The sequence below is a fragment of the Desulfotruncus arcticus DSM 17038 genome (assembly GCF_900113335.1).
Classification (GTDB): domain Bacteria; phylum Bacillota; class Desulfotomaculia; order Desulfotomaculales; family Desulfallaceae; genus Desulfotruncus; species Desulfotruncus arcticus.
In genome coordinates this window covers 81,578-108,394 of the sequence record NZ_FOOX01000020.1, presented here as the reverse complement: position 1 = coordinate 108,394, position 26,817 = coordinate 81,578, and the positions used below count along the sequence as shown (strand labels likewise).

The 26,817-nt window shown below is 47.7% G+C and carries 29 protein-coding genes and 1 pseudogene; 28 read left to right on the top strand and 2 right to left on the bottom strand.

Going from position 1 to position 26,817, the window contains the following annotated elements:
• Positions 1-242: pseudogene (locus BM056_RS26680) on the bottom strand (hypothetical protein); the annotation flags it as partial.
• Between the two features lie 306 nt (positions 243-548).
• On the opposite strand from BM056_RS26680, the gene BM056_RS21575 reads away from it, so the two are divergent.
• The 8 genes from BM056_RS21575 (at position 549) to BM056_RS21540 (ending at position 8,548) form a co-directional block, all read left to right on the top strand.
• Positions 549-1,415 (top strand): amidoligase family protein, encoded by an 867-nt coding sequence (locus BM056_RS21575; protein WP_238456595.1) that lies wholly within the window; start codon positions 549-551, stop codon positions 1,413-1,415.
• A 72-nt stretch (positions 1,416-1,487) separates the two neighbouring features.
• The gene (locus BM056_RS21570; RefSeq protein WP_092474357.1) at positions 1,488-1,769 is read left to right on the top strand and encodes a hypothetical protein; all 282 of its coding nucleotides are present in this window, start codon (positions 1,488-1,490) and stop codon (positions 1,767-1,769) included.
• Between the two features lie 101 nt (positions 1,770-1,870).
• Positions 1,871-2,530 carry a gamma-glutamylcyclotransferase family protein gene (locus tag BM056_RS21565; RefSeq protein WP_092474355.1) on the top strand — a complete coding sequence of 220 codons (660 nt, stop codon included), beginning with the start codon at positions 1,871-1,873 and terminating at the stop codon, positions 2,528-2,530.
• 134 nt (positions 2,531-2,664) lie between these two features.
• The gene (terL, locus tag BM056_RS21560; protein WP_092474353.1) at positions 2,665-4,377 is read left to right on the top strand and encodes a phage terminase large subunit; all 1,713 of its coding nucleotides are present in this window, start codon (positions 2,665-2,667) and stop codon (positions 4,375-4,377) included.
• A 56-nt stretch (positions 4,378-4,433) separates the two neighbouring features.
• Positions 4,434-5,963, top strand: coding sequence for a phage portal protein (locus BM056_RS21555; RefSeq protein WP_238456594.1), 1,530 nt, complete (start codon positions 4,434-4,436; stop codon positions 5,961-5,963).
• Positions 5,963-6,856 (top strand): phage minor capsid protein, encoded by an 894-nt coding sequence (locus tag BM056_RS21550; protein ID WP_092474351.1) that lies wholly within the window; start codon positions 5,963-5,965, stop codon positions 6,854-6,856. Before BM056_RS21555 ends, BM056_RS21550 begins: the two co-directional genes overlap by 1 nt.
• A gap of 92 nt (positions 6,857-6,948) precedes the next feature.
• Complete coding sequence (locus tag BM056_RS21545; RefSeq protein ID WP_092474349.1) at positions 6,949-7,566, top strand: OmpH family outer membrane protein; 618 nt, start codon at positions 6,949-6,951, stop codon at positions 7,564-7,566.
• A gap of 82 nt (positions 7,567-7,648) precedes the next feature.
• Positions 7,649-8,548 carry a major capsid protein gene (locus BM056_RS21540; protein WP_092474347.1) on the top strand — a complete coding sequence of 300 codons (900 nt, stop codon included), beginning with the start codon at positions 7,649-7,651 and terminating at the stop codon, positions 8,546-8,548.
• A gap of 125 nt (positions 8,549-8,673) precedes the next feature.
• Here the strand turns inward: BM056_RS21540 and BM056_RS21535 are convergent, their stop codons facing one another.
• Positions 8,674-9,681 (bottom strand): ATP-binding protein, encoded by a 1,008-nt coding sequence (locus BM056_RS21535; protein WP_092474345.1) that lies wholly within the window; start codon positions 9,679-9,681, stop codon positions 8,674-8,676.
• Positions 9,682-9,929: 248 nt separating this feature from the next.
• On the opposite strand from BM056_RS21535, the gene BM056_RS21530 reads away from it, so the two are divergent.
• The 20 genes from BM056_RS21530 to BM056_RS21440 all read left to right on the top strand — a co-directional run bounded on the left by BM056_RS21530 (position 9,930) and on the right by BM056_RS21440 (position 26,816).
• Positions 9,930-10,280 (top strand): hypothetical protein, encoded by a 351-nt coding sequence (locus BM056_RS21530; RefSeq protein ID WP_092474343.1) that lies wholly within the window; start codon positions 9,930-9,932, stop codon positions 10,278-10,280.
• On the top strand, positions 10,280-10,597 hold the full coding sequence (locus tag BM056_RS21525) for a hypothetical protein (protein WP_092474341.1): 318 nt from the start codon (positions 10,280-10,282) through the stop codon (positions 10,595-10,597). The genes BM056_RS21530 and BM056_RS21525 overlap by 1 nt, the downstream gene beginning before the upstream one ends.
• The gene (locus tag BM056_RS21520; protein WP_207648232.1) at positions 10,598-11,041 is read left to right on the top strand and encodes a hypothetical protein; all 444 of its coding nucleotides are present in this window, start codon (positions 10,598-10,600) and stop codon (positions 11,039-11,041) included.
• A 13-nt stretch (positions 11,042-11,054) separates the two neighbouring features.
• Positions 11,055-11,417, top strand: coding sequence for a minor capsid protein (locus BM056_RS21515; protein WP_092474340.1), 363 nt, complete (start codon positions 11,055-11,057; stop codon positions 11,415-11,417).
• Between the two features lie 39 nt (positions 11,418-11,456).
• On the top strand, positions 11,457-11,876 hold the full coding sequence (locus BM056_RS21510; RefSeq protein ID WP_092474339.1) for a phage tail tube protein: 420 nt from the start codon (positions 11,457-11,459) through the stop codon (positions 11,874-11,876).
• Between the two features lie 80 nt (positions 11,877-11,956).
• Complete coding sequence (locus BM056_RS21505; protein WP_092474337.1) at positions 11,957-12,247, top strand: GTA-gp10 family protein; 291 nt, start codon at positions 11,957-11,959, stop codon at positions 12,245-12,247.
• Complete coding sequence (locus BM056_RS21500) at positions 12,247-12,570, top strand: phage tail assembly chaperone (RefSeq protein WP_092474335.1); 324 nt, start codon at positions 12,247-12,249, stop codon at positions 12,568-12,570. The genes BM056_RS21505 and BM056_RS21500 overlap by 1 nt, the downstream gene beginning before the upstream one ends.
• 87 nt (positions 12,571-12,657) lie before the next feature.
• On the top strand, positions 12,658-15,192 hold the full coding sequence (locus BM056_RS21495) for a phage tail tape measure protein (RefSeq protein WP_165613653.1): 2,535 nt from the start codon (positions 12,658-12,660) through the stop codon (positions 15,190-15,192).
• Position 15,193: 1 nt separating this feature from the next.
• Positions 15,194-18,424, top strand: a complete 3,231-nt coding sequence (locus tag BM056_RS21490; protein WP_165613652.1) for a distal tail protein Dit — start codon at positions 15,194-15,196, stop codon at positions 18,422-18,424.
• Positions 18,425-18,475: 51 nt separating this feature from the next.
• Positions 18,476-21,772: a phage tail spike protein gene (locus BM056_RS21485; protein WP_092474329.1), complete on the top strand. Its 3,297-nt coding sequence runs from the start codon at positions 18,476-18,478 to the stop codon at positions 21,770-21,772.
• A gap of 17 nt (positions 21,773-21,789) precedes the next feature.
• The gene (locus BM056_RS21480; protein ID WP_092474327.1) at positions 21,790-22,146 is read left to right on the top strand and encodes a hypothetical protein; all 357 of its coding nucleotides are present in this window, start codon (positions 21,790-21,792) and stop codon (positions 22,144-22,146) included.
• An 18-nt stretch (positions 22,147-22,164) separates the two neighbouring features.
• Entirely contained in the window at positions 22,165-22,911 is a 747-nt protein-coding gene (locus BM056_RS21475; RefSeq protein ID WP_238456593.1) for a cell wall hydrolase, read from the top strand.
• A 67-nt stretch (positions 22,912-22,978) separates the two neighbouring features.
• The gene (locus BM056_RS21470) at positions 22,979-23,221 is read left to right on the top strand and encodes a BhlA/UviB family holin-like peptide (protein ID WP_092474325.1); all 243 of its coding nucleotides are present in this window, start codon (positions 22,979-22,981) and stop codon (positions 23,219-23,221) included.
• Between the two features lie 2 nt (positions 23,222-23,223).
• Positions 23,224-24,000, top strand: coding sequence for an N-acetylmuramoyl-L-alanine amidase (locus BM056_RS21465; protein ID WP_092474323.1), 777 nt, complete (start codon positions 23,224-23,226; stop codon positions 23,998-24,000).
• 75 nt (positions 24,001-24,075) lie between these two features.
• A complete protein-coding gene (locus BM056_RS21460; RefSeq protein ID WP_092474321.1) occupies positions 24,076-24,309 on the top strand; it encodes a hypothetical protein in 234 nt (77 codons plus the stop codon).
• Positions 24,310-24,385: 76 nt separating this feature from the next.
• Positions 24,386-25,066: a CAP domain-containing protein gene (locus BM056_RS21455; protein WP_092474319.1), complete on the top strand. Its 681-nt coding sequence runs from the start codon at positions 24,386-24,388 to the stop codon at positions 25,064-25,066.
• A gap of 26 nt (positions 25,067-25,092) precedes the next feature.
• Positions 25,093-25,527 carry a hypothetical protein gene (locus tag BM056_RS25905; RefSeq protein ID WP_131820813.1) on the top strand — a complete coding sequence of 145 codons (435 nt, stop codon included), beginning with the start codon at positions 25,093-25,095 and terminating at the stop codon, positions 25,525-25,527.
• The gene (locus BM056_RS21450) at positions 25,473-25,655 is read left to right on the top strand and encodes a hypothetical protein (protein ID WP_165613651.1); all 183 of its coding nucleotides are present in this window, start codon (positions 25,473-25,475) and stop codon (positions 25,653-25,655) included. The genes BM056_RS25905 and BM056_RS21450 overlap by 55 nt, the downstream gene beginning before the upstream one ends.
• Before the next feature lie 115 nt (positions 25,656-25,770).
• On the top strand, positions 25,771-26,007 hold the full coding sequence (locus BM056_RS21445; protein WP_092474315.1) for a hypothetical protein: 237 nt from the start codon (positions 25,771-25,773) through the stop codon (positions 26,005-26,007).
• Complete coding sequence (locus BM056_RS21440) at positions 26,004-26,816, top strand: helix-turn-helix domain-containing protein (protein WP_092474313.1); 813 nt, start codon at positions 26,004-26,006, stop codon at positions 26,814-26,816. Before BM056_RS21445 ends, BM056_RS21440 begins: the two co-directional genes overlap by 4 nt.
• Position 26,817: the final 1 nt, after the last annotated feature.

The window sequence follows — 26,817 nt, the reverse complement described above, 5'->3', positions numbered from 1 at the left end:
ATCGAGAAAACCAAACAAAAAACTGTTAGACAAGAGAATCCCAATCCTTTAACTATGCCAGCTTTACGTAAGTAATTTGATATTTTTAATTCTAAAAACGTAGATTGGAGACTTTTTGGCAGTTGCTTAACCCCTGCGTTTTTTATTATCATGATCATGGACACCTTCCTTGGTCTGGTAATTTTGGTTTTTGGCAATTCCATTTTACCAAAAGGATTGGTGTCTTTTCTATTTTTTCTCAATGATTGTCAAGGGCTATTTTATTTTCCAGCAAGGCCGCTTAAATGTTGGGATTAAGGTTATTTTGCAAGTGGGAAAGTTGAGTTACGTATTATAAGAATTATTCAACCTTGGTCTGTCAAAGAATTATGAAGGTTATTGTATTATAAAGCTCCTTATTTAAGGGCTTTTTGTTTTTTAGATAAAGTGTCATTCTGCAAAAAATAAAGTGTCAAAATCTCCTTGACTTGTACTAGATTACGTAATAAGCTACACATGCGAGACAGCAATAACCCAACATCAAGCGACATCAAGGAGGACACGACAAAATGCCAATGAGAGAACAGGAATACCGAGTAACCTTCAACGAATCAAGAACCTTTGGCGTAGAAATCGAATTTTTCGGCATCACAGCCCCAAAAGCCCTGGCAGCCTTAAACGAGGCGGGGATTAACGTACACCACGAAACTTACAACCACACAACCCGTCGCCATTGGAAATTAATTTACGACGTTTCCGTAAACAACAAGGGCACCGGCCTAACACGGGGTGGCCACGAATTAGTAAGCCCCATCCTGAAGGGCAGGGAGGGCCTGAAAGAATTGAAAGCCGTAATGAACGCTCTGGGCAAGGCGGGGGCCAAAGTTGACCGGACTTGCGGCCTTCACGTCCATCACGATGTAACAGACTACCAAGTAGAAAACTTTGTTAACCTGTACGCAATCTACTACAAATTTGAGAATTACATGGACGCCATATTACCACCCAGCCGTAGGGGAAACGGTAACAGATATTGCAGGGGTTTCAACGCCGAGGAATTAAAAGCATTGCTGGCGGCTAAAACCTTAAACGACATTAACCGAGTTATGTTCAACCGTTACAAAAAACTAAATTTCCAGGCTTATTACCGCCACAACACCATTGAGTTCAGGCAACATGGCGGCACTCACGAAGCCGAGAAAGCCGTTAATTGGGTAGTATTCACCCAGGCCCTGGTTGAAAGGGCCAAAGGCGGCAAAATGAGAATAGCAAAAGGCGACTGGGACAGGGACGCCCATACTTCCATCGACCACGAACGCCGCCTTCGCCGTATCCTATTCGGAGACGTAACAAGGGACAGCCTAAAAACCGAATACGGACAAGCCTTCAAATACCAAATGAAACGCAGAGAACACTTTGCAAGCGTAGCCGCCTAAGACCACGGGGGCCAGGGGGATTGAAAACCCCTGGCCGTTCGGCTAGAATAAAACGAAAGGGGAATAATATATATGATGCCGGAATACTTGGGCGACGTGAAAGGCGGCTTGTTACCATTGCTAACAGTACACTTTATAGATGGGCTCACCTTGACGGGAGAAGACTGGGACGAAATTATAAATAGACTTCGTGATTCGTCATGGAAACCGGAGGACAGCGTGGAACAGTACATGAAGGAACTGGCCCGCCGCACCGAAATTCAAACAGGGGTTAAAATTGATTGGCAGGACAGCGAGGAATTCGTCAAGGAATTAAAACGTGCGGGCATTATAACACAGATTATTCAACACTAAACGGTAAAAGGCGGTAGTACAAGCTACCGCTTTTTTTATAGTTGATGTGTACGCCATTCCGTAATATAATACAAGTATAAAACATCACGGGAGGCGGCAGCATGAAAATAAACACATTCAAAAAAATTCATATAGACAAGAAAGGCTACCTTTTAATTCCGTACTTCGCCTACGGATCAAACTTACACCTGAGTCAAATGAAGCGGCGTTGCCCGTCAGCCAAGCCCCTTGAGGCTGTAAAGTGTCATGATTACCGCCTAACATTCAAAGGAAACAAGCGGGGAAACGGGGTGGCTGACATAGAACCCGCCCAGGGCGAGGCGGTGGCTGGTGCCTTGTACAGAATAACCATTAAAGACCTGGAAGCCCTGGACAGGTACGAAGGCTACCCTCGACTGTATAACCGTTACATAGTTGAGGTGGTGAACGCTTACGGCGAAAAGAAGGCAGCCTTCGTTTACCGGATGGGGCCGCAGTACGTTGAAGCCCCGCCTTGGGAGGAATACTATGAAACCATACTATCAGGCTTCCAAAACTGGGGCCTGGACGTAGCCCCGCTACAAGCGGCACGGATGGCGGCAGACCCCTACTTTTGGCCAGTAACCTGGGAAGACGACGACGCAAGCACGGAAGGTGCGTGTGAACGGGAACGGGTAGACAGCGAATGGTGGTGCGTGAACGGCCACGGCTGTTGCATCTATAACGACGGGACAGATTGTTGCACCCATCCAGGGGGCAGCAAAATCCCGCTGGAAGACTAAAACTTAATAACTGTAAAAACGCTTAGGAGGCCCTTTACGGGGCCTTTTTTTAATGCCTAATATAAACGCCCCACCCTTGTACTAATGTACGTAATAAGGGTAATTGTGTGCGTTGTGTGAGGGGGTGAGAGCAATTGGACATCACGAACACCGGCCAACGGCGTGACCGTATCAAGTTATTGGAGCAGCAAGTTCGTCTTATTAACCGAAAACTTGAGCTGGGCAAGCGGCCAACACCCGACCAAATGACCCAACAAAAAGCAGACATGGCCGAACTGCTTAAACTAAAAAGAATTGACCACGCGGAAGAATCCGTGCTTTATTTCATGTACGAATATTTTAGCGATAACCGCAACCCGGAAAACGAACAGAACTTAATTCCCGCAGGAATAAACGTGGAAATGGCCCCAACCTTTCACGGAGAATTATGCGGCATTTTGGATGAGGTTTCTAACGTTAATATAACGGCACGTATTGGTTGGGCGGCCCCCAGGGGCCACGCCAAGTCAGCTTATTTGTCAAACGCCTTCCCCATTCACCAAATTGTCTTCGGTAAAAGAAAATATATTTTAGTGATCTCTGAAACTGACACTTCCGCTAAGAAGTTTATTGAATGGGTCAGCCTGCAGCTAAAATATAACAAGAAACTACGGGATGACTACGGCGACCTGCTAAGCCCGAAAAAGTCCCTTAACGACAAGGACAACCAAGAAGCCTTTCTGACTAAAAACGGCGTAGTGGTGGAAGCCGCTTCAATGGGCAAACAGCTTCGAGGCAAAAGGAACGGCTCTTACCGTCCTGACCTTGTAATCTGCGACGACCTGGAAAGCCAAAAGAACACCAACACCGCCGAACTTCGGGACAAAAACCTGCACTGGTTTAATTCCGTGGTAATACCCATCGGCGACCCAGACCGGACGGCCTTTATTTACATGGGAACCATTGTGCATAGGTCCGGTTTATTGCCCCATATCCTGCAGCGGGCCGACTTTCAAAGCAAAGTCTATGCGGCTATAGTAAACCCGCCGGAACGGGAAGACCTATGGGAAGAATTTGAAAACATTTACCGTGACCAGGGGAATGAGAACCGCATGGAAGACGCCCTGGCCTTTTATTATGCCAACAAAGAAGAAATGGACAAGGGCGTGGAAGTGCTGTGGCCCGCCCGTTTTGATTACGCAAAGCTGATTTTAGAAAAAGTAAACATCGGAAGCCGTGCTTTCGGCTCTGAATTTATGAACAACCCTATCAGCGAGGAAGACCAAATTTTTAGGCCCGACACATTCACTTATTTTGACTACGGCGACCTGAAAAATGACAAAGGAAGACCCCTGCCCCTGGAATACTTCGGGGCCTGGGACTTGGCCTTCGGTAAAAATTCACGTTCAGATTATAACGCTATAGTAATAGTGGCCCGTGATAAAAGGACGGGCCTTATTTATTGTGTTGACGTCTGGGCCAAAAAATGCCCGGCACACATAGCCCTTGAAACGGCAGTAGACAAAATCGCACAGTACCGGCCCCGCGTTTTTGCTGTGGAAACAGTACAGGCCCAGATTGACTTCTTCCGCCAGCTGCGTGAACGGCTGGCAAAAGAAGCCCTATACACTACCAGGCTAAAAGGCGTAACTAGTAAGACCAAAAAGGAAGAACGTATTGAAAGCCTGGAACCACTGTTTGAAAATGGCGTGCTGCGGCTGATGAGGCACCAGCGGCTCTTGATTGAAATGCTTGAACAATTTCCCACCCATGACCATGACGACCTGCCGGATGCCCTGCAAATGGCTGTGGAATTGTGCGGAAGCGGGAAAAGGAGGACATTCCACAAAAAGCCCTCCGGCTTGTAAATACCGGGCCGGGCTACCGTATTAGGTGAATCTAATCTTACAAAGGAGGGCTTTCTTTGCTGGGCGTAATCGGCTATGCAGAAGAACTGGAACAGTATTACCTTCCGCCTACCCCGCTGTTTGCTATAAATGAGTATTTCCCGCCACCATCGCACAAGGAACGTATTGCCCGTTATAGGGACAACCGCAAGTTATTCATGGGCCAACATTACGATGTGTTCAAACGAGTACAGAACCGGCTGACTAGCCGCCAAAATGACGTTATTTATATATCAGTAAACTTGCCCGCCATTATTTGCAAAAAATCGGCGGACTTTCTTTTCGGCGAACCCACGGCTTATTCAGCGGGCAAGGACGACAATTCCAACGAGCAAAAAGCCCTCGACCGAATAAACGGGGACAATAACCTGGACATTATTAATTACGAAAGTGCCCTGGGTAACGCTTACCGTGGGGACAGCTTTTACAAGATACGCTGGGGCCAGGAATATGACGGCATGGTAGACGCCAGGTATGACCCCTTCAGGGCCATAATCGAAGCCCAAAACCCGGAATACGTATTCCCTGAAACTTTTCCAGGGGACGCGAACAAAATCATGGCCTACCATATCGCCGTCCCTTTTCTGATCCGCGACAACAAAAAGGGTGACTATTGGATATTAAACGTGGAAAGCCACTTCCCTGGCCGGATTATTTACCGCAAATTCAACTTGAACCCTGTGACTATAACCTATGATAACGAGATAACGGAATGGCGTATTTATTCGGAAATCAAAGACGCCTATAAACTGGTGGAGACTGACGTGCCCTTTCCCTTGGTGGTGCACGTTCCCAACTTTGCCACAGACGAAATCTGGGAGGGCATTGACGACCTTTCCGACAACAAGCCGCTGTTTGATGAAATTAATAACAGGCTCTCGCAAATTGCGGCCATATTGGACAAGCACGCAGACCCAGCAATGGCCGTTCCCGCTGGGTTATTAAGTGAGGACGAAGAAGGAAACCCCGTTTTCCGTGTGGGCTTAAATAAAATCTTTGAAATCATGGGCAAAGAAGACGTCGTGCCCCAGTATATAACATGGGACGGCCAATTACAGGCGGCTTTTCAGGAATTGGAAAAACTTATAGACATTTTACTTATCAACGCTGAAATTCCCGCCGTGGCCCTGGGCAAAGGGGACAGCGGCACAAGCGGCAGCAGCGGCCTGTCAATTAAATGGCGAATGAACAGTATTCTGGCCAAAATCAACCGGAAGCGGCAATATTACAATAAGGGATTGAAACGCGTCTTAACCATTGCTCAAATGCTGGAACACGCACGGGGCGGTAAACAGAATTACCAGCTTTTTACCCCGCTGATTAAGTTTAGGGACGGCTTGCCGGATGACGAAACCGAAATGGCCAACATTATGGCAATTAGAACAGGCGGTAAAGCTACCATTTCCCAGAAGTCCGCCGTTATGTGGCTGGACAGCCTAACCGAAGAACAAGCAGAAAAGGAACTGGAACGCATAAGGGCCGAGGAAGCCGTGGCCGACCCGTCAATATTTAATAATGACACTTTTAAACAGGCGGGTGGTGAATAATGCCACGCTTTATTCCTCAGCCCAGTTACGAACGGGACGAAAGGCGACTGGTGAAGTATTACAAAGACGCTTTTAAAAAAATAGTTTACCAGCTAGGAAGCATAACCAACGGCATTGAGGCGGCACAAGCCGTTTCTTTGCTTAATCAAATAGCATTTATACTACGAGAACTGGACGGCAACACCCGGCAATGGGCTGATGATGTGGTGGCCCATGCTTACCGTGACGGCCAAGCGACGGCCCTGGTTGAACTGGGGGAAGCCCGCACACTGGCGGAAGCGGTAGCAGGGGTGTCTTTCTCCCTGTTGGCCCGCCAACAAGTAGAGGCACTCGTCAATGACACTTACAACGACCTTTTAATGGCTACCCAAAATACAGAAAGAAAAGTTAAACAGCTTGTAAGAAGTGTCGTCGGGGACACTTTAAGGGTGAAAGCAATTGAGCAGCTGGGCCGCCGTACCACCCGCAACGAAATTATAGACAAACTGACCAAAGCGGGCCTTTCCAAGAAGCTGGAAAGCGAAGCCTGGGTAGGTATAGTTGACAAGGCGGGCCGCCGCTGGAACCTTTCGACTTACGCGGAAATGGTGGTAAGAACAAAGCTACAGCAAGCCCACGTAGAAGGCCGACGGGAGGAACTTACCGAAAGGGGCCTCGACCTAGCTGTGGTATCATCCCACGGGGCCAAAGACGCTTGCCGGAGTTATGAAGGTATGGTAATTTCCATGAACGGCCTGACCCCAAGTTATTTAACCTATAACGAGTTAAGGGACAGCGGCAAAATATTTCACCCGAATTGTCAACACACCGTGCACGCATTAAGGGACTTTGACCTGTTGCCCACCGCCCTTAAAGATAAACACAACAGAAAAATGACTGAATTAGATCAGTAAGACTTTGGCCCCCAAAAGGGCCTTTTTTTATTCTCCCTAACACCGTGGACGCAACCACGAAAACAAGCGAAATTCGAAAGGGGATTTAAGTAATGTCTGAACAGAACACTAACAACACCAACCCAAACGAAAACCTGAACACCCAAAACCCTACGCCTGACGGGGCGAAAAACACGGAAAACCAGGACGGGGATAATTCAGGCGGCCACCAGGATAAAGAACACATGATACCCAAGCACCGCTTTGATGAAGTGAACAGTAAATACAAAGAATTGATGAAAGACCTTGAAACCTTGAAAGCCGAAAAAACCGAAAGGGACAAAAAAGCGGTTGAACAGGAAAAGAAAGCCAAAGAACAGCAAGGCAAATTCGAGGAACTGTATAAGACCACTTCGGATGAATTGAACCAGACCAAAGAAACCTATTCCAAAGCTACCGAACGGGTGGTTCAGCTTGAGGGGGTAATAAACAGTCTTCTGGAAGCACGGCTGGAAAACGTGCCCGAAGAATTCAAAGACTTACTGCCCCAGCACATGAACCCCGAACAAAAGCTGGAATGGCTGGCCAATGCCGAAAAGAAAGGATTGTTTAAAACAACTAAAAAGGACACCCCACTGGGTGAAAGGACGAACCCCCAGGGCAGCCAAAATGCTGACCTAAATAAACTCTCCCCAATGGAATTGTTAAGAGCCGCTTACGGCCAAAAGTAACACCTTCACAGGCGTGGAAACCCCACGCTTTTTTTATTGCCCACAATGTACGTAATTACGAAATTTGAGGAGGAAATAAATAATGGCCCTGACTATACTTGAAGCCTCTAAACTATCCAATGACGTTCTGCAAAGAGGCGTAATTGAAACCTTTGCACGCAATTCCGTTATTTTCGAACTGCTTCCCTTCCAAGAAATCGCCGGTAACGCTTACAAATATAATCAGGAAGGAACCCTGCCCGGTATCGCTTTCCGTGGCGAAAACGAAGGCTACACCGAAAGTGTTGGTGTAATCAACCAGGCTTCCGAGGGCTTATACATCCTGGGTGGCGACGTTGATGTGGACAAATTTATTGTAGCAACTCGTGGCAACCTTCAGGACATTAGGGCCATTCATACCGGAATGAAAGCCAAAGCCCTTTCCCTGGCTTACACCAAGTCTTTTTTCAAAGGTGATAATTCCACAAATACCAAAGAATTCAACGGACTGGAAAAACGGTTAACTGGTAAGCAAATAATTGATGCAAGTGACGCTAACCTGACCCTGGCCATGATTGACGAACTGATTGACGCCGTTGAAGGCGAACCGGACGTACTGCTGATGTCCAAAGCTATGCGTCGGGAAGTTAAGAAAGTCCTACAAGGCTCCCAGCACTACATTGAAAATGGCTCTGATGCTTTTGGCCGCCCCGTTTCCACTTATGGTGGTATCCCCATTCGCATTGTTGAAACTGACGCCTCCGGTAATGAGATTCTTGGCTTCACCGAAGGGGCTTCCAGCAACACCGCTTCCATTTACGCCGTAAAATTCGGGGCTGAAGAATACGTATCCGGCCTCCGCAACGGCATGATTAACGTCCGTGACCTGGGTGAAATTGATGCCAAGCCTGTATTTAGAACCCGTATTGAATTTTATTGCGGCATGGCGGTTTTTCATCCCAGGGCTGCTGCACGGTTAATGGGCGTAACTAAATCCATTTAATTTAAAAAAGATACATTAATACACAGGCGTGACGGTAAATTTCCGTCACGCCAAAGCAGGAGCAAAGTTACGCTAGTTTTGTCCGCAGCTTCTAAATATAAAAACTATTATTTTTCACTACTTAGTTAAGGCTTTATTTTAGATAATAAAGATTTAGAAGCCTTTGAAGCAGATAAAACTGAATGTGTTTTATTTTCTCTAGCTTTCTTTTCTCCTTCATTAACTAAATGTTGCAATACTGTGTTTAAATTGCCTATCCTAGATGCAATCAATCTCATCCTAATTGCTGTACCATTAAAGCTAGTATCAAATATTTTTTTTGTAAACTTATTCATTAGCAGTGTTTTACTGCCGCTACAAATAACAAAACTACCACCTTGTTGACAAATCTGACTTGTCATATATAAGCCATATCCCGTGTTACTCCAGACGTCGTTTGGTCTTTTTCTTTTTCCAAAAGCTACACCAGATATCCCTGGTTCTAAAGCTAGTATTAATGCGGATTCATCACTATCGATTTCAAGGTGCGGGTTATTGCGTAGGCTGTTTCTAATTCCAACTCCTTCATCAAGTATGGCAATTTCTACTAAATCCCTTGACGGCCAGTATTGTCCTGCAATCCATATGCTATTAGATTCACTATGCTCAACAATATTCCTTAGAAGTTCTCTTATTGAATATGTTAGATATTCAGTCAAATTAAAGTCCTGTCTTGCTAACACTAATGCCAGATCTTGAGATTTTTTTTCAATAGTTTCTCCTACATGTTCAAAATTTTCAATAGCTTCTTTTTTTAAGGCATTTGTATTAATTTCTGTTATTGGTATATATCTTGTATTTCCATTAGCCTCTCCAGGTCTATTACCATAATCCAAGTATATACTCTGAAAAAACCCCATATGAGCTGCATAGTTTTTGCCTGAAAAGTTACAGCCTTGGTGATTTGAATTTGTGTGACTGTTAATGAACTTCCTCATTGCTGAACCAACTAATAACATCCCAAAAGGTTCTACAAGACTTAATAAACTGTAATCATATAGGTAATCAGTATACTCACTAACAAGCGTATTTAATTCTTTGCAGAACCTTAATGCGTTAGAGAGATCAAGGTTATTAGGTAAATAAATTCTCATTGGCACACTCCATTATTTATAATTGGTATTAGCTATTACCAAAGAAAGCTAAATTATTAACTTAAAAACTTCTAACAACATATTACTGCAGAAGAATAATTTTCCCTCTATAAGTTCACAAATTTTAAATCATAATTTTTAAGCATAAATTTCTTTAATTTAAAAACGTATAACTTTTGATATTAAACAACTGAATTGATCCGTTGCATATAACAACCTAACAGCGACAAAAAAGTGAGGTGGCTTAAATGGCGGCAACCGTGGCCAATGCTGAGGCGTATTTTGCCACTCAAGTTTTACACAACGACGAATGGGTGGCGGCTGACCCGACCCAGAAACAGCGGGCACTTGCCAACGCCAAAGCCCAACTTTACCGGATATATAGAAACTTCAACGACGCTGAAAAGCCTCTACCAGATGAGGCCGTTTTTGAACAATCCTTATGGCTTTTACGAATTGACGATACACTACGGAAAGCAGAAATGGGTGTGAAAATCATTTCCGTGGCTGGTGTGCAAATTGCGGTAGATAAAGCAGCCCAGACCGTGGCACCCCAGGCCGTCCTAATCATAGGACGCCGGGTGGGGAGGGCTGTTTAATGGCCCTCATACCTCTAAATCAAAGTGTCAAAATCACCAAAGGCGGTGATCTGGATGAGTGGGGCCAACCCCGCCCAGGCCGTGGAATGACACTTAAATGTCGGATAGACCAACACAGCCAACTAGTGAAAACCCAAGACGGCAAAGAAGCCGTCACAAGTGCAACCATTTTATTAAACGGGCTTGTAACGGTGAACTACAGCGACCTATTAGAGTGGAAAGACGAAACGGGCAACCAATACAGCCTTCACCCATTAACCGTGGCTATCGTTCGGGACTTTACCGGAAAGCCACTATTTACAAAGGTGGCGGTATAAATGGCTAATATTAGCGTAGAAGTAAGGATTGATCTTGGCAGACTAACGGGCCTGGAAAGAGAGCTTGAAAACGCATTAAAACAGGCCGTGCAGGACTGTATTGACGACCTGGCCCGCACCGCTTCCGAAAGTGCCCCGCATGACAAGGGAATACTTGAACAGTCCTACGAAAAGCAAGTCAACGCAAGCGGAACAAAGGCCGAAGGCACCGTGGAATTTGCTGTAAGGGAAAGCTATAGCGGCGGCAATTATAACTACGCTATGAAAATGCATGAGGGCACCTACAACTTAGGCCCTGGCTCACAGGCCAAGCCTGGGGGAACGGGTATGAGTGGAAACCATTACAACGTCGGGCCGAAATTCCTGGAAAGACCGCTAACAGGCGAACAGGATGCCTACAAAGAACATATTGAAACCGAACTGCAAAGACTTGTGGCAGGATAAAGGGGGGTGAACCGTGCGGGTATTAGACCTTATAAGTGTCATTAAGCAAGGGCTGAATTTTACATTTTACCCCAACACCATCCCTGCAACCGCCGCCCCTGACTGTGCAACGGTATCCCTGACAGGCGGGGCCGCAAGTAACAGCCAAATTACCCGCCCCGCTTTCCAGGTACTTCTAAGGGCCACGCACCCAGGGGAAGGGGAAGCTAAGGCGTGGGAAATATATAACTTTATGCACCAAAAGCGAGACTTTGACGTGGGCACAACCCACGTTATTTTTTGTACCGCCGCCCAAAGTACGCCGCTGTATATCGGTACGGACGAAAACGGGCGGCACCTTTATTCAATCAACTTTAGAACCCTATGTGAGGCTTAAACGGCCTCTTTTTTATTTTGATAAGGAGGAAAACAACAAATGGCAGGAACAAAAATTGCTGGCGTTGACGTGCTTATTTACGTTAAAACCGGCCCGACCGATACCGACCTGACCGTATTAGGCGGACAAAGCAACGCCACCTTAAACAGAAGCACCAACATTGTAAACGCCACTTCCAAGGACGACGGCGGCTGGGCCGCAAACCTGGCGGGTATCAACAGCTGGGGCTTGGAATGTGAAGGCTACCTTATGGCTTCTGACGCTGCCCTTGACCAAATGGAAACTATCTGGGCAAGCCGTCAAACCGTTTTAGCTGAAATTCGTATGCCCAGCGGCAAGAAATACACCGGTGAGTGTATCATTTCCGACTTCCCTGCTGAATTTCCGCAAGAAGACGCCGCAACCTACAAGCTTTCATTTACCGGCACCGGGGCTTTAACCGTAGTACCTGCCGCTTAAAAAATGACACTTTTAATTAGATAGACAACTGACCGGAAAAAATGACACTTCTAAAAAACCTTTTGGGGGTACTTATTAAAATGGCAAACACACAAAGACATATGATTGAACTGGAACTGGGCGACATGACCTACACCATGCGTTACACTTTAAATTCTCTAGCTGAAATCGAAGACCGCCTGGGCGTGCCCCTGGCCGAACTGGGGAACATTCAAATGTCTATGAAAGCCGTTCGGGTAATGCTCTGGGCGGGCCTTATCCATGAGGGCTTAACGGAAGAAGAAGTGGGCGAATTGGTGGACTTCGGTAACTTTGAATATGTCCAGGCAAAACTGGCCGAAGCCTTCCAAATGGCAACAAGAAAAAACTAATGGAAGCGGGCTGGGGCGAACTTAAAATGCTGGCCTTCGGCCCGTTACAGTTAAAACCCGCAGAATTTTGGGAATTAACCATAACCGAATTTGCCGAAATGTTAGAGGCTTACACCGAATTCAAACACCAAACCGAAGAAGCAACATATCACCGAACTGCATGGCTGGCGGCCAACCTTATGAACGCTACCGGAAATTATAGAACATTAATTACGCCTGAAAAACTTTTAGGCAAAACACAGACCGCCGCCGCAAAACCTATTACCAGTGAAGAACGGGACATACAATTCCAAGAACTGTTGAAGAAATTCAACAAAGCATAGAGGCAAAAGGGGCCGCTATTTGCTATTCCGATGGTGGGTAGCGAATGGCGGCCCTTTTTTTATTGCCCCAAGAAAGGTGGGTGTTTTTTGAGTGCGTTAAGCAGTGTATTAGTACGTTTTACCGCAGACATCAGCGACTTACAGCGACAACTGAACTCGGCTCAGCAAAGCGTATCTGACGTGGGCACCAAATTAACAAGTATAGGTAAAACCTTGTCGCTGGCCGTAACGACCCCCCTTACAGCCCTGGGCACGGCTGTTGTGGCCGTAGGCAGTAACTTTGACGCCACCATGTCAAAAGTGCAAGCCGTTACGGGGGCCACGGGCGGGGAAATGGATAAACTAACCGCCCAAGCAAAAGACCTCGGCTCAACAACCCAATTTAGTGCCACGCAAGCCGCCGAAGCCATGACCTTTTTAGGACAAGCCGGTTACACCACAAACGACATTATGAAGGCTATGCCTGGACTTTTAAGCATGGCGGCGGCAGGGGCCGTTGACCTGGGAACCGCCGCTGACATTGCTTCCAATATCCTTTCAGGTTTTGGAATGTCCGCCGACAAAACGGCCCACGTTGCCGACGTGCTGGCCAAGTCCGCCGCCGCATCTAACACCGACATTCAAGGGCTGGGGCTGGCCTTTTCATATATAGCACCTATTGCTTCCGCTGCTGGAATGTCTGTGGAGGAAATGTCCGCTGCAATCGGGCTTTTAAGTAATGCGGGCATTAAGGGTGAAAAAGCTGGCACGGCCCTTCGGGGTATCATCTCCCAGCTATTGAACCCAACCACAAGGACAACTGACGCCTTAGCTAAAATGGGCCTGACCTTTGACGACGTGAACCCGCAGACCCATTCCCTGGCCGAAATATTAACCACGCTGAAAGGGGCGGGCATAGATACTGCCACCGCTATGGAACTGGTGGGTATTGAGGCTGGCCCTGGACTTTTGGCACTTCTTCAGCAAGGTGGAGACGGCCTGGAACAATTTACAAAGGAACTGGAAAACTCCGACGGGGCGGCCAAGAAAATGGCCGACACCATAACCAACAACACCAAAGGCGGCTTTATTGAACTATCCTCCGCCGTGGAAGGGTTAATGCTTTCCTTCTACGACGTAATGAGGCCCGCTATAGAAACCGTTACAGAACTTGTATTAAAACTAACCCGCACTTTTAGCGGCTTTTCACCGGAAGTAAAAACCGTCATTGCTATAGTGGCCGCACTCGCCGTCGCAATCGGCCCTGTTTTGGTAGTTATGGGACTTCTGGTGACGGCCTTTACCGCCGTGACCTTGCCCATGGCGGGAATCGCTGCAGGGGTAACGGCCTTAATTATGGTACTGGGCACCTTATACGCAAAGTCCGACGAAATAGCCGCGTTTTTAAAGAAATCCTGGGCTGAACTTGAAAATAAAGCAGGCGAAACCTGGGACGCCATAAAGGATACTGTTTCAAAAGCCTGGGATGATACGAAGGCTTTTACTGAAACCGGCTGGGAAGCTATAAAAAGCTCCATACAAACAGCATGGAAAGCGATATCGGACGTTACCAACACTTCTGCTGAAAGTGTCAAAAATGTAGTGCAAAACGGCTGGGACGCTGTCAAAAGTGTCACGGACACCGTGTGGAACGGTATTAAGACCATGTTGCAATCAATATGGGACTTTATAAAACAAATGTTCCAAAACGATCTGAACTGGACTAAAAGCACGGTGGAAACAGCCTGGAACGCGATTAAGTCCACAACGGAAACCGTGTGGAACGCTATCAAGTCCTTCTTGCAATCAACCTGGAATAGCATTAAACAGTTAACGGACACAACCCTGAACAACCTAAAAGCATTGATCCAAAATGCCTGGAACGCTATTAAGTCCAATACAGAACAAGTTTACAACACTATTAAATCTTTCCTGCAAACAACATGGAACAGCATTAAACAGCTCATCCAAACGACCATAGACGCTATTAAACAGCTTATACAAACGGCGTGGAGTAATATCCAGTCCAATACAACCAGTGTGTGGAATAGCGTTAAGTCTTTTCTTTCAAGCACCTGGACGGCTATTAAAACAGACGTTTCAAACGCGTGGAACAGCATTAAAACCACCATTTCCGATGCCATAAATAGTGCCAAGTCTACCGTTACCAATGCCGTTGATAGTATGAAATCGGCCTTAAATAGTGTTCTGGATACTATTAAAAATGTGTTACAGAAAGCCCAGGATGCCTACGACAAAGCTAAAAGCCTGGCAAGCAAGGCAGCATCCAAAGCCGCAGACGCCGCCCGAAGTTCGGCAAGTGCCGCCAAAGGTACTGTAAGCGGCGGAAGTAGCAAAAATAACGGCAACCCCCCAGGGTACGCAAATGGCGGTATTTTCACAGGTGCTTCAAACATTATCATAGGTGAGGCTGGCCCGGAAGCTGCCATACCATTACAGGGAAACCGTATGCGGCCTTTTGCTGCGGAAATCGCCAACCAAATGCAACAAGCTGGCGGAGGTGGCGGCGTCAACATTAACGTGCAGCAAATGGTAGTACGTGAAGAAGCCGACATAGAACGCATAGCCGCAGAACTTTACAGACTGACCAAGCGGAGCCAACGTGCGAAGGGGGTACTATAAAGTGTCATTTTCTTTTAATGGAATAGATAGTAAAACCTACGTGACAGTAAACGTGGTTAGGCAAAGCATTTTACCTCCTGTGGCCTCTAAAACAGTGAGCATACCAAAGCGGGCGGGGGCCTTAGACTTTGGCACGGAACTGGGCGTAAGACAAATTGAGGTGGCCGTGACCATAAAGGCGGCGTCATGGGAAGAGTTACGCGTAAAGGCCCGTCAACTGGCCGACTGGTTATACCAGGACGACTTGAAGCCGCTTGTTTTTAGCGACGAACCCGACAAAATATACATGGCACGGGTAACTGGTGAAACGGATATTGACGAAATCGTTTACAACGGACAGGGAAACCTGCTTTTTTTATGCCCTGAACCCTTTGCCGCCGGGCAATTGATTAACCAAACCGTGGCCGTGGCCAAACCTAACCCGGTGTTTGCCAGGGCCTCGGCAGCCTTTCTGGAAGACGGCACATCCTACTCTGTAAACCAGCCACGCTATAAGGCGGGCCAGTACGGGGAGGCCGTCTTTATTGAAGAAGGAACCACAAACCATATGCAAACTGCAGAAGCCCCGGCGGAAGAAACCTTAACCGCGTTGACACCTGGGGCAATTTATACCCTTTCAACCGAAGGGACAGACCAGGCCGTGACACTCGAACACGTCTTTATGGACGACCTGGCCACAGGCACCCAAAGCGGAGTTCATACCGATGATACAGATTTAAAATTGACACTTGAACCAGCTTTCAGCAACGCCGACACGATCCAGGGCGACTTTAACGGAACCCACAGCAACACCCAGGCCACGGCGGGCGGCCTTGTGGAATTAACCAAAATACCTTCGGGCACCGACTACGCTAAAACCGAAACGACTCAGGCCGACTTTCTAGGGGGCACGCTTACAGACGTTACGGCCAACGCAAACGGTGAACTGAAGCTGGCCACCGAGCAAGTAACAAGCACGCAACACATAATTAAAAAGGCCACCTTTGAAGATGACGAAAGCACAACAGTGGGTAATTTCTTTCAATGGTATTACTTCGACAATTCTTCAAATCAGCATTGGAGTGGCGATTATTCTTACACTACAAATTATTACGGGTACACTATTTTTGTCATTCCGGCGGGGGCTGAGAACGCAAAAATGAATTTCCCCACGTATCCCAGTAGCGGAATAACGGAAATTTACGTGAACGGCACCCTGATCAGAAAATTATCGGCGGCCAATTACTGGACATTTACAAGCTATAACTTAACCCCTGGGCGGAGCTATAACGTCAGCTGGGAAGACGGCGGCCACGGCTACCGCTGTTATGTGGACGACTTTACCGTACAGTGGGACGAAACCACGACCACAGACCAGTATAAATCCACGGGCAGCCGCGTGTCCCCCGCTTACAACATTTCAACCGTGGGCACCGTGGCGACAAGCCGTATCGCATGGACGGAAATAACGCCTTCCGCCAGCACAACCGTAAAGGTAGAAGTGACGCTTGACGGCGGGACTACCTGGGCACAATGCACCAACGGTGGGGAAATTCCTGGCCTAGCCCCCGACACTGACGTGGCGGGCAAAAGCCTTAAATGGAGGGTAACGCTAGCCACGTCCGATCCGACGCAGACCCCGAAAGTGTCTGATATTACCGTGGAAATCGCGGCTAAAGACGTTTACAGATTAACAGGCACCTATACCTCCCCCATTATGACACTTTCGCCGTCCATCGTTATGACTTCAACCATAACCTGGGGCAGCGTTGTGCCCACCGGGGCGGGCCTGACCGTGCAAACCAACTACGCCCCAGACGGGACGACCTGGGCGGGCTGGCAAACTGTAGCCAAAGGCGGGGCCGTCCCCGGCTTGCCTAGCGGTTCCGTGATTGCAAGCGGAGCGAAGCTGCAATACCGAGCGACACTAACCCCGACCGCCGACCAAAAGCAAACGCCTCAGTTAACAGACCTAGCTATAAATATAAGCAAGGCCAACACCGGCACAAGGAGTTCTGCGGCCTACGATATTTCCAACGTGGAAGCCTATTTTTCAAGTGTCATTTCATGGACGGCCACCGTGCCCGCCGGTGCTTCCCTTACCGTAGAAACCAGCGTGGACGCCGGGACTTCGTGGCAGGCGGCGACCAACGGAGGGGCAATTTCCGGGCTAATCCCCGGTCAAAGTCTTTCAGGTATAACCGTTATGACTAGAGCTACCCTTAAAACAGTAACGTCACCTGAACCACCGACCTTACACAGCCTGATCTTTAAAGTGTCAAACCACAAAACCGGAAACCTGATTACCGTGACCCCGGCCACGGCGGAATTAAAGCTAACCCCCAGCGGCGTGACCAAATGGCAGCTTGAAGAAAAGCCCTATCAAACGACCTGGACAGTGGGCACCCGTGAACCGGAAACCCTGACCCTGGACATGGGCGGCGGCCTGGAAAGCGACCAGGGCACCTTCGAAGTCAGGGCTTTTGAGGACGGGCGGACTGACCGCAACGCCTTTTTATGGGACAGCCACGGGGCCGAAGGAAGCCGCTTCCTATTTAAAAAGCTGACTGACGGAACCTATGAATTGCATTTTAACAATACTCTGGTCATTAAAACTTCGGGCATTGCCATGGTGGGCAGCCACGTCTTTGCGGCCCGCTGGAACGGGAGCCAGGTGTGGCTTTTGATTGACGGCGTGGAGTGGGGCACCGCGACCCTGGCGACCCCCGCCAACATAGACGAAAAGGGAACCATATTCCTGGGAAGCAGTTTTGACACTTCCGAACAATGGAACAACACCATTGATGAAGTAAGGGCTTCTAAAATAGTCCGCACAACCGCAGAACTGGCGGCCAATGATACAGGCGGCCCGCTGCCGCTGGACGAAAACACCTCCTGTCTAATGGCTTTTGACGGCAACCTGGGCGTGGGGGCCGTAGAATCCCCTTGCTTGACGTATAACGGAACCGCAAGGACTTACCCGTTATTTACCATGAAAGTAAAAGCCCCGATCCCTTACGTCAAGTTACAGAAGGGAAGCAAGCACGTATTAGTGACTTATGACTTCCAACACGGGGACATACTTGTAATTGACAATGACAGGGCGACTATAGAGGTGAACGGACTGCGGGCCATGAACTGCCTGGACGTGTCTTCTGACTTCTTTATGTTAGACCGTGGCTTGAATGAATTTACTTTGGAACCAGCTGCAAAGTGTGACGTAACCATACAATATCAAGAAAAATGGCTGTAACAACGGCGTCCTTTGGGATGCCGTTTCCTTTTAATTTAAGGGGGTGGATAAATGGCGTCCATAACAAAAAACCATATTCCTGGCGGGCGGCCAAACAGACCCAAACTATATATCAACCCTTCTTGCATTGTTATACATGACGCCGACAACCTGGCGGCTTACGCAGACGCCAATTTTTACGCCAACCTTTTGAACACCGACGACACTGCCTTAAATTCCTGGCATTTTACCGTAGATGCCCTGGGTATAGTTGAACACGTGCCAACCGACGAAATGACGCTTAATACCTCGACGGCCACCGACGACCCAGGGAATGACACTTCTATAAGTATCACAATTTGCCGAAACGCTGGAGGCAACCGTGGGCAAGCCGAGCAAAACGCCCTGTGGTTAATCCGGTATTTACAGGCCCTTTATTCCATACCCACAAAGAATGTGGTGCCCCACCGTTACTTTGACCAGGGGGCCGACTGTCCCAAACTTTTGCTGCCTCGCTGGGACGAATTCGTAAGGAACCTGGAACAGCGGGACACCGTTATAAACCCTGACCGCCATTTATTCATATTTGATAAAAGCGAAATCATACGGGCGGTTCTAACTAACGGAAGCCCTACGGCATGCCCTTATTACGACGCCGTGCATAAGGAACAAATAAACGGCGAAAATACCCTGGAATTTTATATGCCCGCACAGCACGAAGACACCCAATATGTCGCTACAGAAAGCCTCGTGGCTATTAAAGACCTGGACGAAGAATTTTACCAGTTATTCGTAGTCAAAGAAGTGGAGGAAACACACGAAAGCACAGTATATAAGAGGGTTTTTTGCGAACACGCCGCCCTGGAACTGGTGGATGAAATCGTGGAAGACAGGCGGCCCGAAAACGAAACGGCTCGCAACCTTCTGGCGATCATGCTTTCGGGCACCCGCTGGGAAGTGGGTATTGTAAGCGAAATGGGCACCGTGTCCCAGCTAAATTTTTATTACGAAAGTGTCCTTTCCGGTATCCACAAAATTATTGACACTTTTAATTGTGAAGTGCGTTACCGGGTGAAACTGGCGGGCGGTAAAATCACGGGCCGCTACGTTGACCTGTTGCAAAGCAGGGGCACCAATACAGGCCGCCGCTTTCAGTACACCAGGGACATGAAGAAGGTAACACGCACAGCGGATAGCACAGTGGTAAAAACGGCCCTTTATGGCCGGGGCAAGGGCGAAGAAAGCGGGGACGGCTATGGACGCCGTATTAACTTTGCCGACGTGATATGGGAAAAAGCCGACGGATACCCCGTGGACAAACCAATGGGCCAGGAGTGGGTAGGCGACCCCGACGCCCTGGCGACCTTTGGCCGCATTAACTATGACGGCACCTTACGCCACCGTTTCGGTATCTACGAAAACGAAGAACAAACCGATCCTGAAGCCCTTTTGCGGGAAACCTGGGAAGCCCTGCAACAAAACAAAACGCCCCTGATGGAATACGTTATGGACGTTGTTGACCTGGAAAAAGTAACGGGCTACGCCTCCGAAAAAGTCCGCCTGGGGGACAATGTTGTATGTATTGATAATGAATTCAACCCGCCCCTATCGGTGGAGGCCCGTGTCATTGAACTGGCCCGTCACCTGGATGAGCCTGAAAAGGCCGAAGTTAAGCTGGGCAATTTTTTGCCGAAAGTGTCGGACACCCTGGCCCGCCTGGAACGGGTGGAAAAGAAGATCAATGACAAAGAAGGAGTATGGGATAGCAAAGTGGGGACGCCTAACGGCTATATTGACACTTTGCGGGCCGAAGTTCGGGCGGGACAGGGAACCGTTAAGCTGTCGCATCATAACGGAATTTTAATTACAGACAACGACTACAGCCCGACAAAGGCCATGCGGCTTTTAGGCGGCGTTTTAGCCATAGCGAACAGTAAAGACCTCGTGACGGGGGAGTGGAACTGGACGACCTTTGGCACCGCCGACGGTTTTACCGCTGACCTAATAACAGCGGGAACTATGTCCTTTGACCGTGCCCGTGGCGGAACTTTAGTACTAGGCGGCCCAGGGAACGGGTATGGCCGCTTGCAAGTTTATAACGAAGGCGGAGACGTTATAGCCGACCTGGACGCACGGGTAGGCGGTTTCCGTGAACTTTATGTTGGCAAGCTAACCAGTAACACAATACAGGTTAATTATGACAACGACATTTACTATATAGACGCCGTAAACGGGCGGGACGACAACACGGGCCTTGATCCCTCGCAGCCTTTACGGACTATTCAAAAGGCCATCGACAAAGTGCCTCGCTTCAACTTTGGAGTAGTGACCATTCAGTGTGCCGCTGGCCAAACCTTTTACGAAACTATAGCCATTCAGGGCTATTACGGAAGTGGTCAATTAGCAATAGAATTACAGGGCAGTGTATTAAACGGTAATATAGCCATTCATTCAAATGGTATGGATGTTTTTTTAGAAGACGGCATCATAAATGATGTGCCCCTGGCCGGGGAACTAAACGGTCAAGCGGCCACGGTATATGTTACAGACAGCCGACTGCAAGCCCTTCGTATAGACGTAAACACAAATAGCCTTTGTCAATGGGGCCTTTTGGCGGCTTCTAGTTACATTAGTTTAGACCGATGTTCATTTTACGGGGCTGCAGACGTGGCTGTCGAAGCCGGTGAAGGAAGCACCGTAAACATAACCGATTGTACGGGCACAGCACCGACGGGCTTACGGGCAGACGGGCCTTCTATCATAGCCGGAGGAGGAACTGCACCCCAGGGCGACACAGCCAACACGGAAACTATAAATGGGGGCCAAATTACAGGCGTATTTACCGCTGAAGCTGGCAACGAAAACACTAAATTTGAAAGTAACACCTGTATTATGGGACATTATTCCACAAAACTGGCCGTATGGAATGAATACGAAAATTGGAACGGGGACTATAAAGGGGCTATACAGGGGGCCTGGGATAATTCAGGAAACCACAAATCATTGTATTTTCTACCAGTAGACTTTATTAAAGAGAACTGGTACGAAATTAACCCTAAAAGTGTGCTTAAATGCTTTCTACGGCTAACAAGGTATGCCGAAGGGGGCTACCCGAAAGAAGAACCCCTTTACTTATATATGCACAACTACACCGACATACCTTACCAAGGAGAACCCCAGTTAATATTCCCAATAGGAATAATGCCTGGGCTAGCTTGGGGAGAAGAAAGGTGGGTGGAAGTGCCGACCTGGACGCTGACCCAGATTATTAACGGCAACGCTAAAGGCTTTGCGTTATATTCACCGAACGGCGACCATTATGCCAAATACAAGGAATACCTTACATATAAGGCAGTCCTTGGACTTTAAATAGGAGGTAATTATAATTGCCTAACCTGGGGAATCAATACCATTTGATTATTTATTCAAATGATAAAGACGGCCCAAAAGTATTGCAGGCCACAAATGGGCTTTGGGAAGTGGAAGTGGATGGAAATAATGTGCGTCACAAATTCGGGGAAATCAGGGACATTAAACATCCTTTTGTTGTTATTGACGACCGCTACGTGGCCGACAAGATAAAAAAGGGCGACGCTATGAAGCCCGAATGGATGAAAAACGACGAAAAACCCCGGAAAATCCCCAAAGCCCAAAAAGAGGCTAACCGCATGAAGGCCCTTGAAGACCGCTTGCAAGCCCTGGAAGACAAGCTGGCCAAGTTGGAAGGGGGGCCTAATACTTAATGAAAGGAGCAAAATTTAGTGTTTAAAACCTGGATTCGTGTTCTGGTGCTAGCTGCCGTTATAATGGCGGCTTTTATTTTTGTGGTCAACGCCGATGCCTCGACCCTGCACCAAGTCAAACCAGGGGACACCCTCTGGAGAATAAGCAATGTCAACGGCGTGCCTGTTAATACATTACAAACCGTAAACGGTATGGCTGGAGGCAATATCATTTACTCTGGTCAAAAACTATTGATACCGGACACTTACAGAGTACGTGCAGGGGACAGCCTTTGGAAAATCTCACGGAACTATGGGGGCATACCCATTCAGGCTATTAAACTAGCTAACGGGTTGAATAGCGACTACTTATACGTGGGCCAAATTCTATATATTCCTGCCCCTGTATTAGTACCCGCCTCGGAATTCACCCCTAAAGAAATGGATCTATTTGCCCGTATGATCTACGCCGAATCAAAAGGCGAACCGTATAAAGGACAAGTTGGTGTCGGGGCTGTTATTTTAAACCGCGTTAAAGACAGCCGCTTTCCCAACACCATTGCCGATGTGCTTTACCAACCGTGGGCTTTCTCCCCTGTTTATGACGGTAGTTTTTACAATACCCCGAATGATACCGCAAGGCAGGCTGCCCAGGACGCCGTGAGCGGCTACGACCCGACTTACGGGGCCTTGTATTTCTGGAACCCCTCCCTGGTGGGAGCTTACAACTGGGTATGGACAAGGGAAATAACAACCCAAATAGGCAACCATATTTTTGCACGTTAGTAGCCTAGCCTTCGGGCTTGGCCTTCCTTCTTTACTGGGAAAGGGGGTGGCTTGAGTAGAAGAAACCATTTTCAACTACGCCTTTAAAGAAGGGCTTTGGGCTGTTCTGTTCGTGTCTCTTTACTATTACCAGCTGAGAGAAAGCCGCCGACTGCAGGATGAAGCCAAACAACGGGAAGACAAGCTTACTGCATTTATCCACGACATTACCAAGCAGTTTGAATTACTGACCGAACAATACCGGAAAATTGCCGACGACGTAAACGACATAAAGGTATCAATCAGCAGTAAAAAAGGGGGCAACCCATAGCAATGATTATAAAGAAGGAAATTTTGCCCGAAGGACTTAAAGCCCGCACGGGCTGCCCAATGGAACCGAAATACATTACCATCCACAACACCGGAAACAGCAATCCAGGGGCCAACGCCGCAGGACATTCCAGGTATTTACAAGGTGGAAACAGCGGCTCGACGGGCTGGCATTTTACTATAGACGACAAAGAAATAATTCAACACATACCGGCTAACGAAGTGGTCTACCATGCTGGCGACGGCAAAGACGGCCCCGGTAACACTACTTCCATAGGAATAGAAATCTGCCAAAACAAAGACGGCGACCTGGAAAAAGCTATTTCCAACGCCGTTTTTTTAATTCGCCAACTGATGGAACAGTATAACATTCCACTGGAAAACGTCGTACCGCACAGACGCTGGAGCGGGAAGTATTGCCCGGAAAAAATTCTACCCCGCTGGGACGAATTTATAGACACGGTGGCAGGCATTTACACCGTTAAGCCTGGGGACACCCTGGGCCAAATTGCAAGCCGTTTTAATATTGGGCTGGCTGACTTTATCAAACTTAACAAAGTCTCAAATCCCGATATTGTAGCTGTCGGTACTAGGTTAAATGTATTAATGCCCATGACCTCTACCCAGATCCCAGCCACCGATCCGCTGGTTGGCGTGCCCGACTGGGCACGAGGTGCCGTTTTAAAGGCTTATCAAAAGGGATATATCACGGAACCCCAGGGGGACGTTACCTTTTACCGCCTGCTCGTTCTGCTGGACAGGCTGGAAGTCCTGAAATAATTTAAAAAGTTAGTGTCACAAGCCGGAACTTTTACGGTAGATAGCTTTCGAAGCTCGTTGAAAGGGGGTGAAACAATGTACGAAGCCGCTTTTGTTGTAGCAGTTATCATGGCACTGACCCAATTTGTCAAAGGTTACATTCCCGGTAAATATGCCCCGCTTGTAACTCTGGTACTCGGTATTGTTGCTGGTATTGTCTACCTTCCCGCCGCGAACATTCAGGAAGGCATTATGAATGGCGTTATCATTGCTCTGTCTGCCAACGGTATGTTTGACGTTACCAAGATGCTCCACAAAACGACTCTTTAATAATTACCTGTTATAACAAGCCCGCTGGCCCAACGCTGGCGGGCTAATTTTTACTTGCGAAAGGGGAAGACCTTTAATGAATAAGAAAACAATGGCGGTAATACTGGCTCTAGCCGTTTTGTTAGCTGGACTTTTTATGTATATGACCAAAGCCGAAGCTGCCACAGGCGAATCTGTTCAAAAGTATTACGCTTATAAAGTAGCTTTTTACACTACTAATTTCACTGTTTACCAGTATCTTAAAGAACGCGGCTTCCGCGTAATCTATAAGAACAACGAAGAAACCCCTGCATCGAAACAACCGCAACCCGCACCTCAGCCGAAGCCCCAACCAAAGCCCAAACCTCAACCAGCACCGGCAAGCGGGTTGACTGCTGACGAGCAGCAAATGGTAAGCCTGGTCAATCAGGAACGGGCCGAAGCTGGTCTAAAACAGCTAACTGTTGACATGAGGCTCGTTAAATCAGCCCGTGTAAAATCCTCTGATCTCGTTAATAGTAATTATTTTGCACATACTTCACCAAAAGGAACAACTCCGTGGGATTTAATACACGCCCAGGGCGTGAGCTATTCTCGTGCTGGCGAAAACTTGGCGGGGGCAGCAAGTGTAGATAGGGCACACACCTCCCTTATGAATTCACAAGGTCATAGGGCCAATATATTAAACCCTAACTTTACTCATATCGGGATAGGCATTGTGGACGGCGGCCCATACGGTAAAATGTTCACCCAGCACTTTGCCCAAATAAAAAACTAAAAAATGACACTTTAGGGGGAGATTAATTGCAAGAGAAGAACGGCATTTTACTGGTAGTTGTTGCTTTGGCGATAGCCCTGCTTTTTGCCGTGGCTCATACCCATTTTAATGCACCGGCGAAACAGGTTCAAACCGAAAAGCCAAAGGTGACGCAGGAAGAAGTGTCAAAGCCGAAAGCGGAACAACTACAGCAGCAAGAGCAAAAACAAGAAGCACCCAAGACGGAAAAACAGCAAGCTACACCGGAACCTCAACAACTCAGCAGGAACGGCAACCAGTACCGGAACAGCAACAACCTAAACAGCCGACCCCACCCGAAGACACACCGGTCCCACCCAGTGGGACAACTGATGAAGATACGCACCAGGGGCAGGGTGTCTACATGGGCCGTGCAGATGATAACACCGTGGAAATTCAAGTTAACAAATATCCTTCCACCTATGCCCTGTCGGATAAACTGAAAGCCGAACTGGACGCCAACCCTGATCAACTAAAAGAAGGTGATGAGATCACTTTTGGGTATCAAGACAACCCGGAAGACGCTGCTTATCAAGTTGTTATTACTTGGATTAATAAAGTTGAACAATAGAATTTACACTCTACCCGCTGGCCTTTGGGCTGGCGGGATTTTTTTTGTTACCATAATTTACTCCGTCACGTTTTAAGCCTTTCCCGGTAGAAGCATTACGAAAGGGGTTAAAAACATGACACACAAAAAATTTACAACGGCACCTTTTAAGAAACCGGACTACGAAAGAAGACATCGCAAAAACGCGATGTGGTGCCCCTATTGCGGCGAGTGGCGGGTATTTAAAAGGAATATTTACGGGACGAAATCATGCCCCGAATGTACCATGTGTGACAATGACTTCTGGGTAAGGACGGCTAACAAAACCTGGGGCTTTGGCGTAAAACCCAGGGGAAGGGGCGGGGGTGAATGAGTGAAGTTTATTTCCGTGTCTATACCCAAGCGTTTAGAAGCGGCCTCGTGCGGGCACTGGGGAAGGAACGCTGGCTATTACTAACCGTTCTGGCCTCATATATGGACGAAAGCGGTAAATGCTACCCTACCCAGGAACAACTGGCCCAGGATATGGGGGTAAGCCGTTATACGGTAATACGGCTAATAGCATTATTAAAAGACTTCACCTTTAACGGTAAGCCCATTATAACCGTAGAAAAACACGGCAACGGTTTTAATAATAACAATGTTTATTCCATATTACCCAACGCCCTAATAGCAATATTCAACGGTCAAGTTAATAATGACACTTCTAACCCTGGAATGTTACAGCCATATAACTATCTAAACGGTAAAACGTCGCAAGAAACTAACACTAACAATATACAGCTTATATCTAATACTACGGTAAGTAATGATAAAGAACTACTAAAAGACGGAAGGGCTGTAGCCACATACTTTGCCCATAAATACCGTGAAACCTACAATGTCAATTATTCAATTAACTGGGGCCGCGACGGGGCGAACGGCAAAAAGCTTTTAAGGATATTTACCCCGGATCAATTAAAAGACATTATTGACGTTGTTCTTAGCGAATATGAAGAACGCTGGAAAAATAGCAAATACCCACGGCCCACCCTGGGCCAAATTGCATCCTGGCTGGGTAACGAAGCTATGGCTTTGGTTGAACAGGTAAAAGAACGGGAGGCACGCCTGGAAGCGGCAGAACAGGAACAACCCCAAGACGTTGAAGCAATCATGGCACGCCTTAACAGAAAGAAGGTGTAAG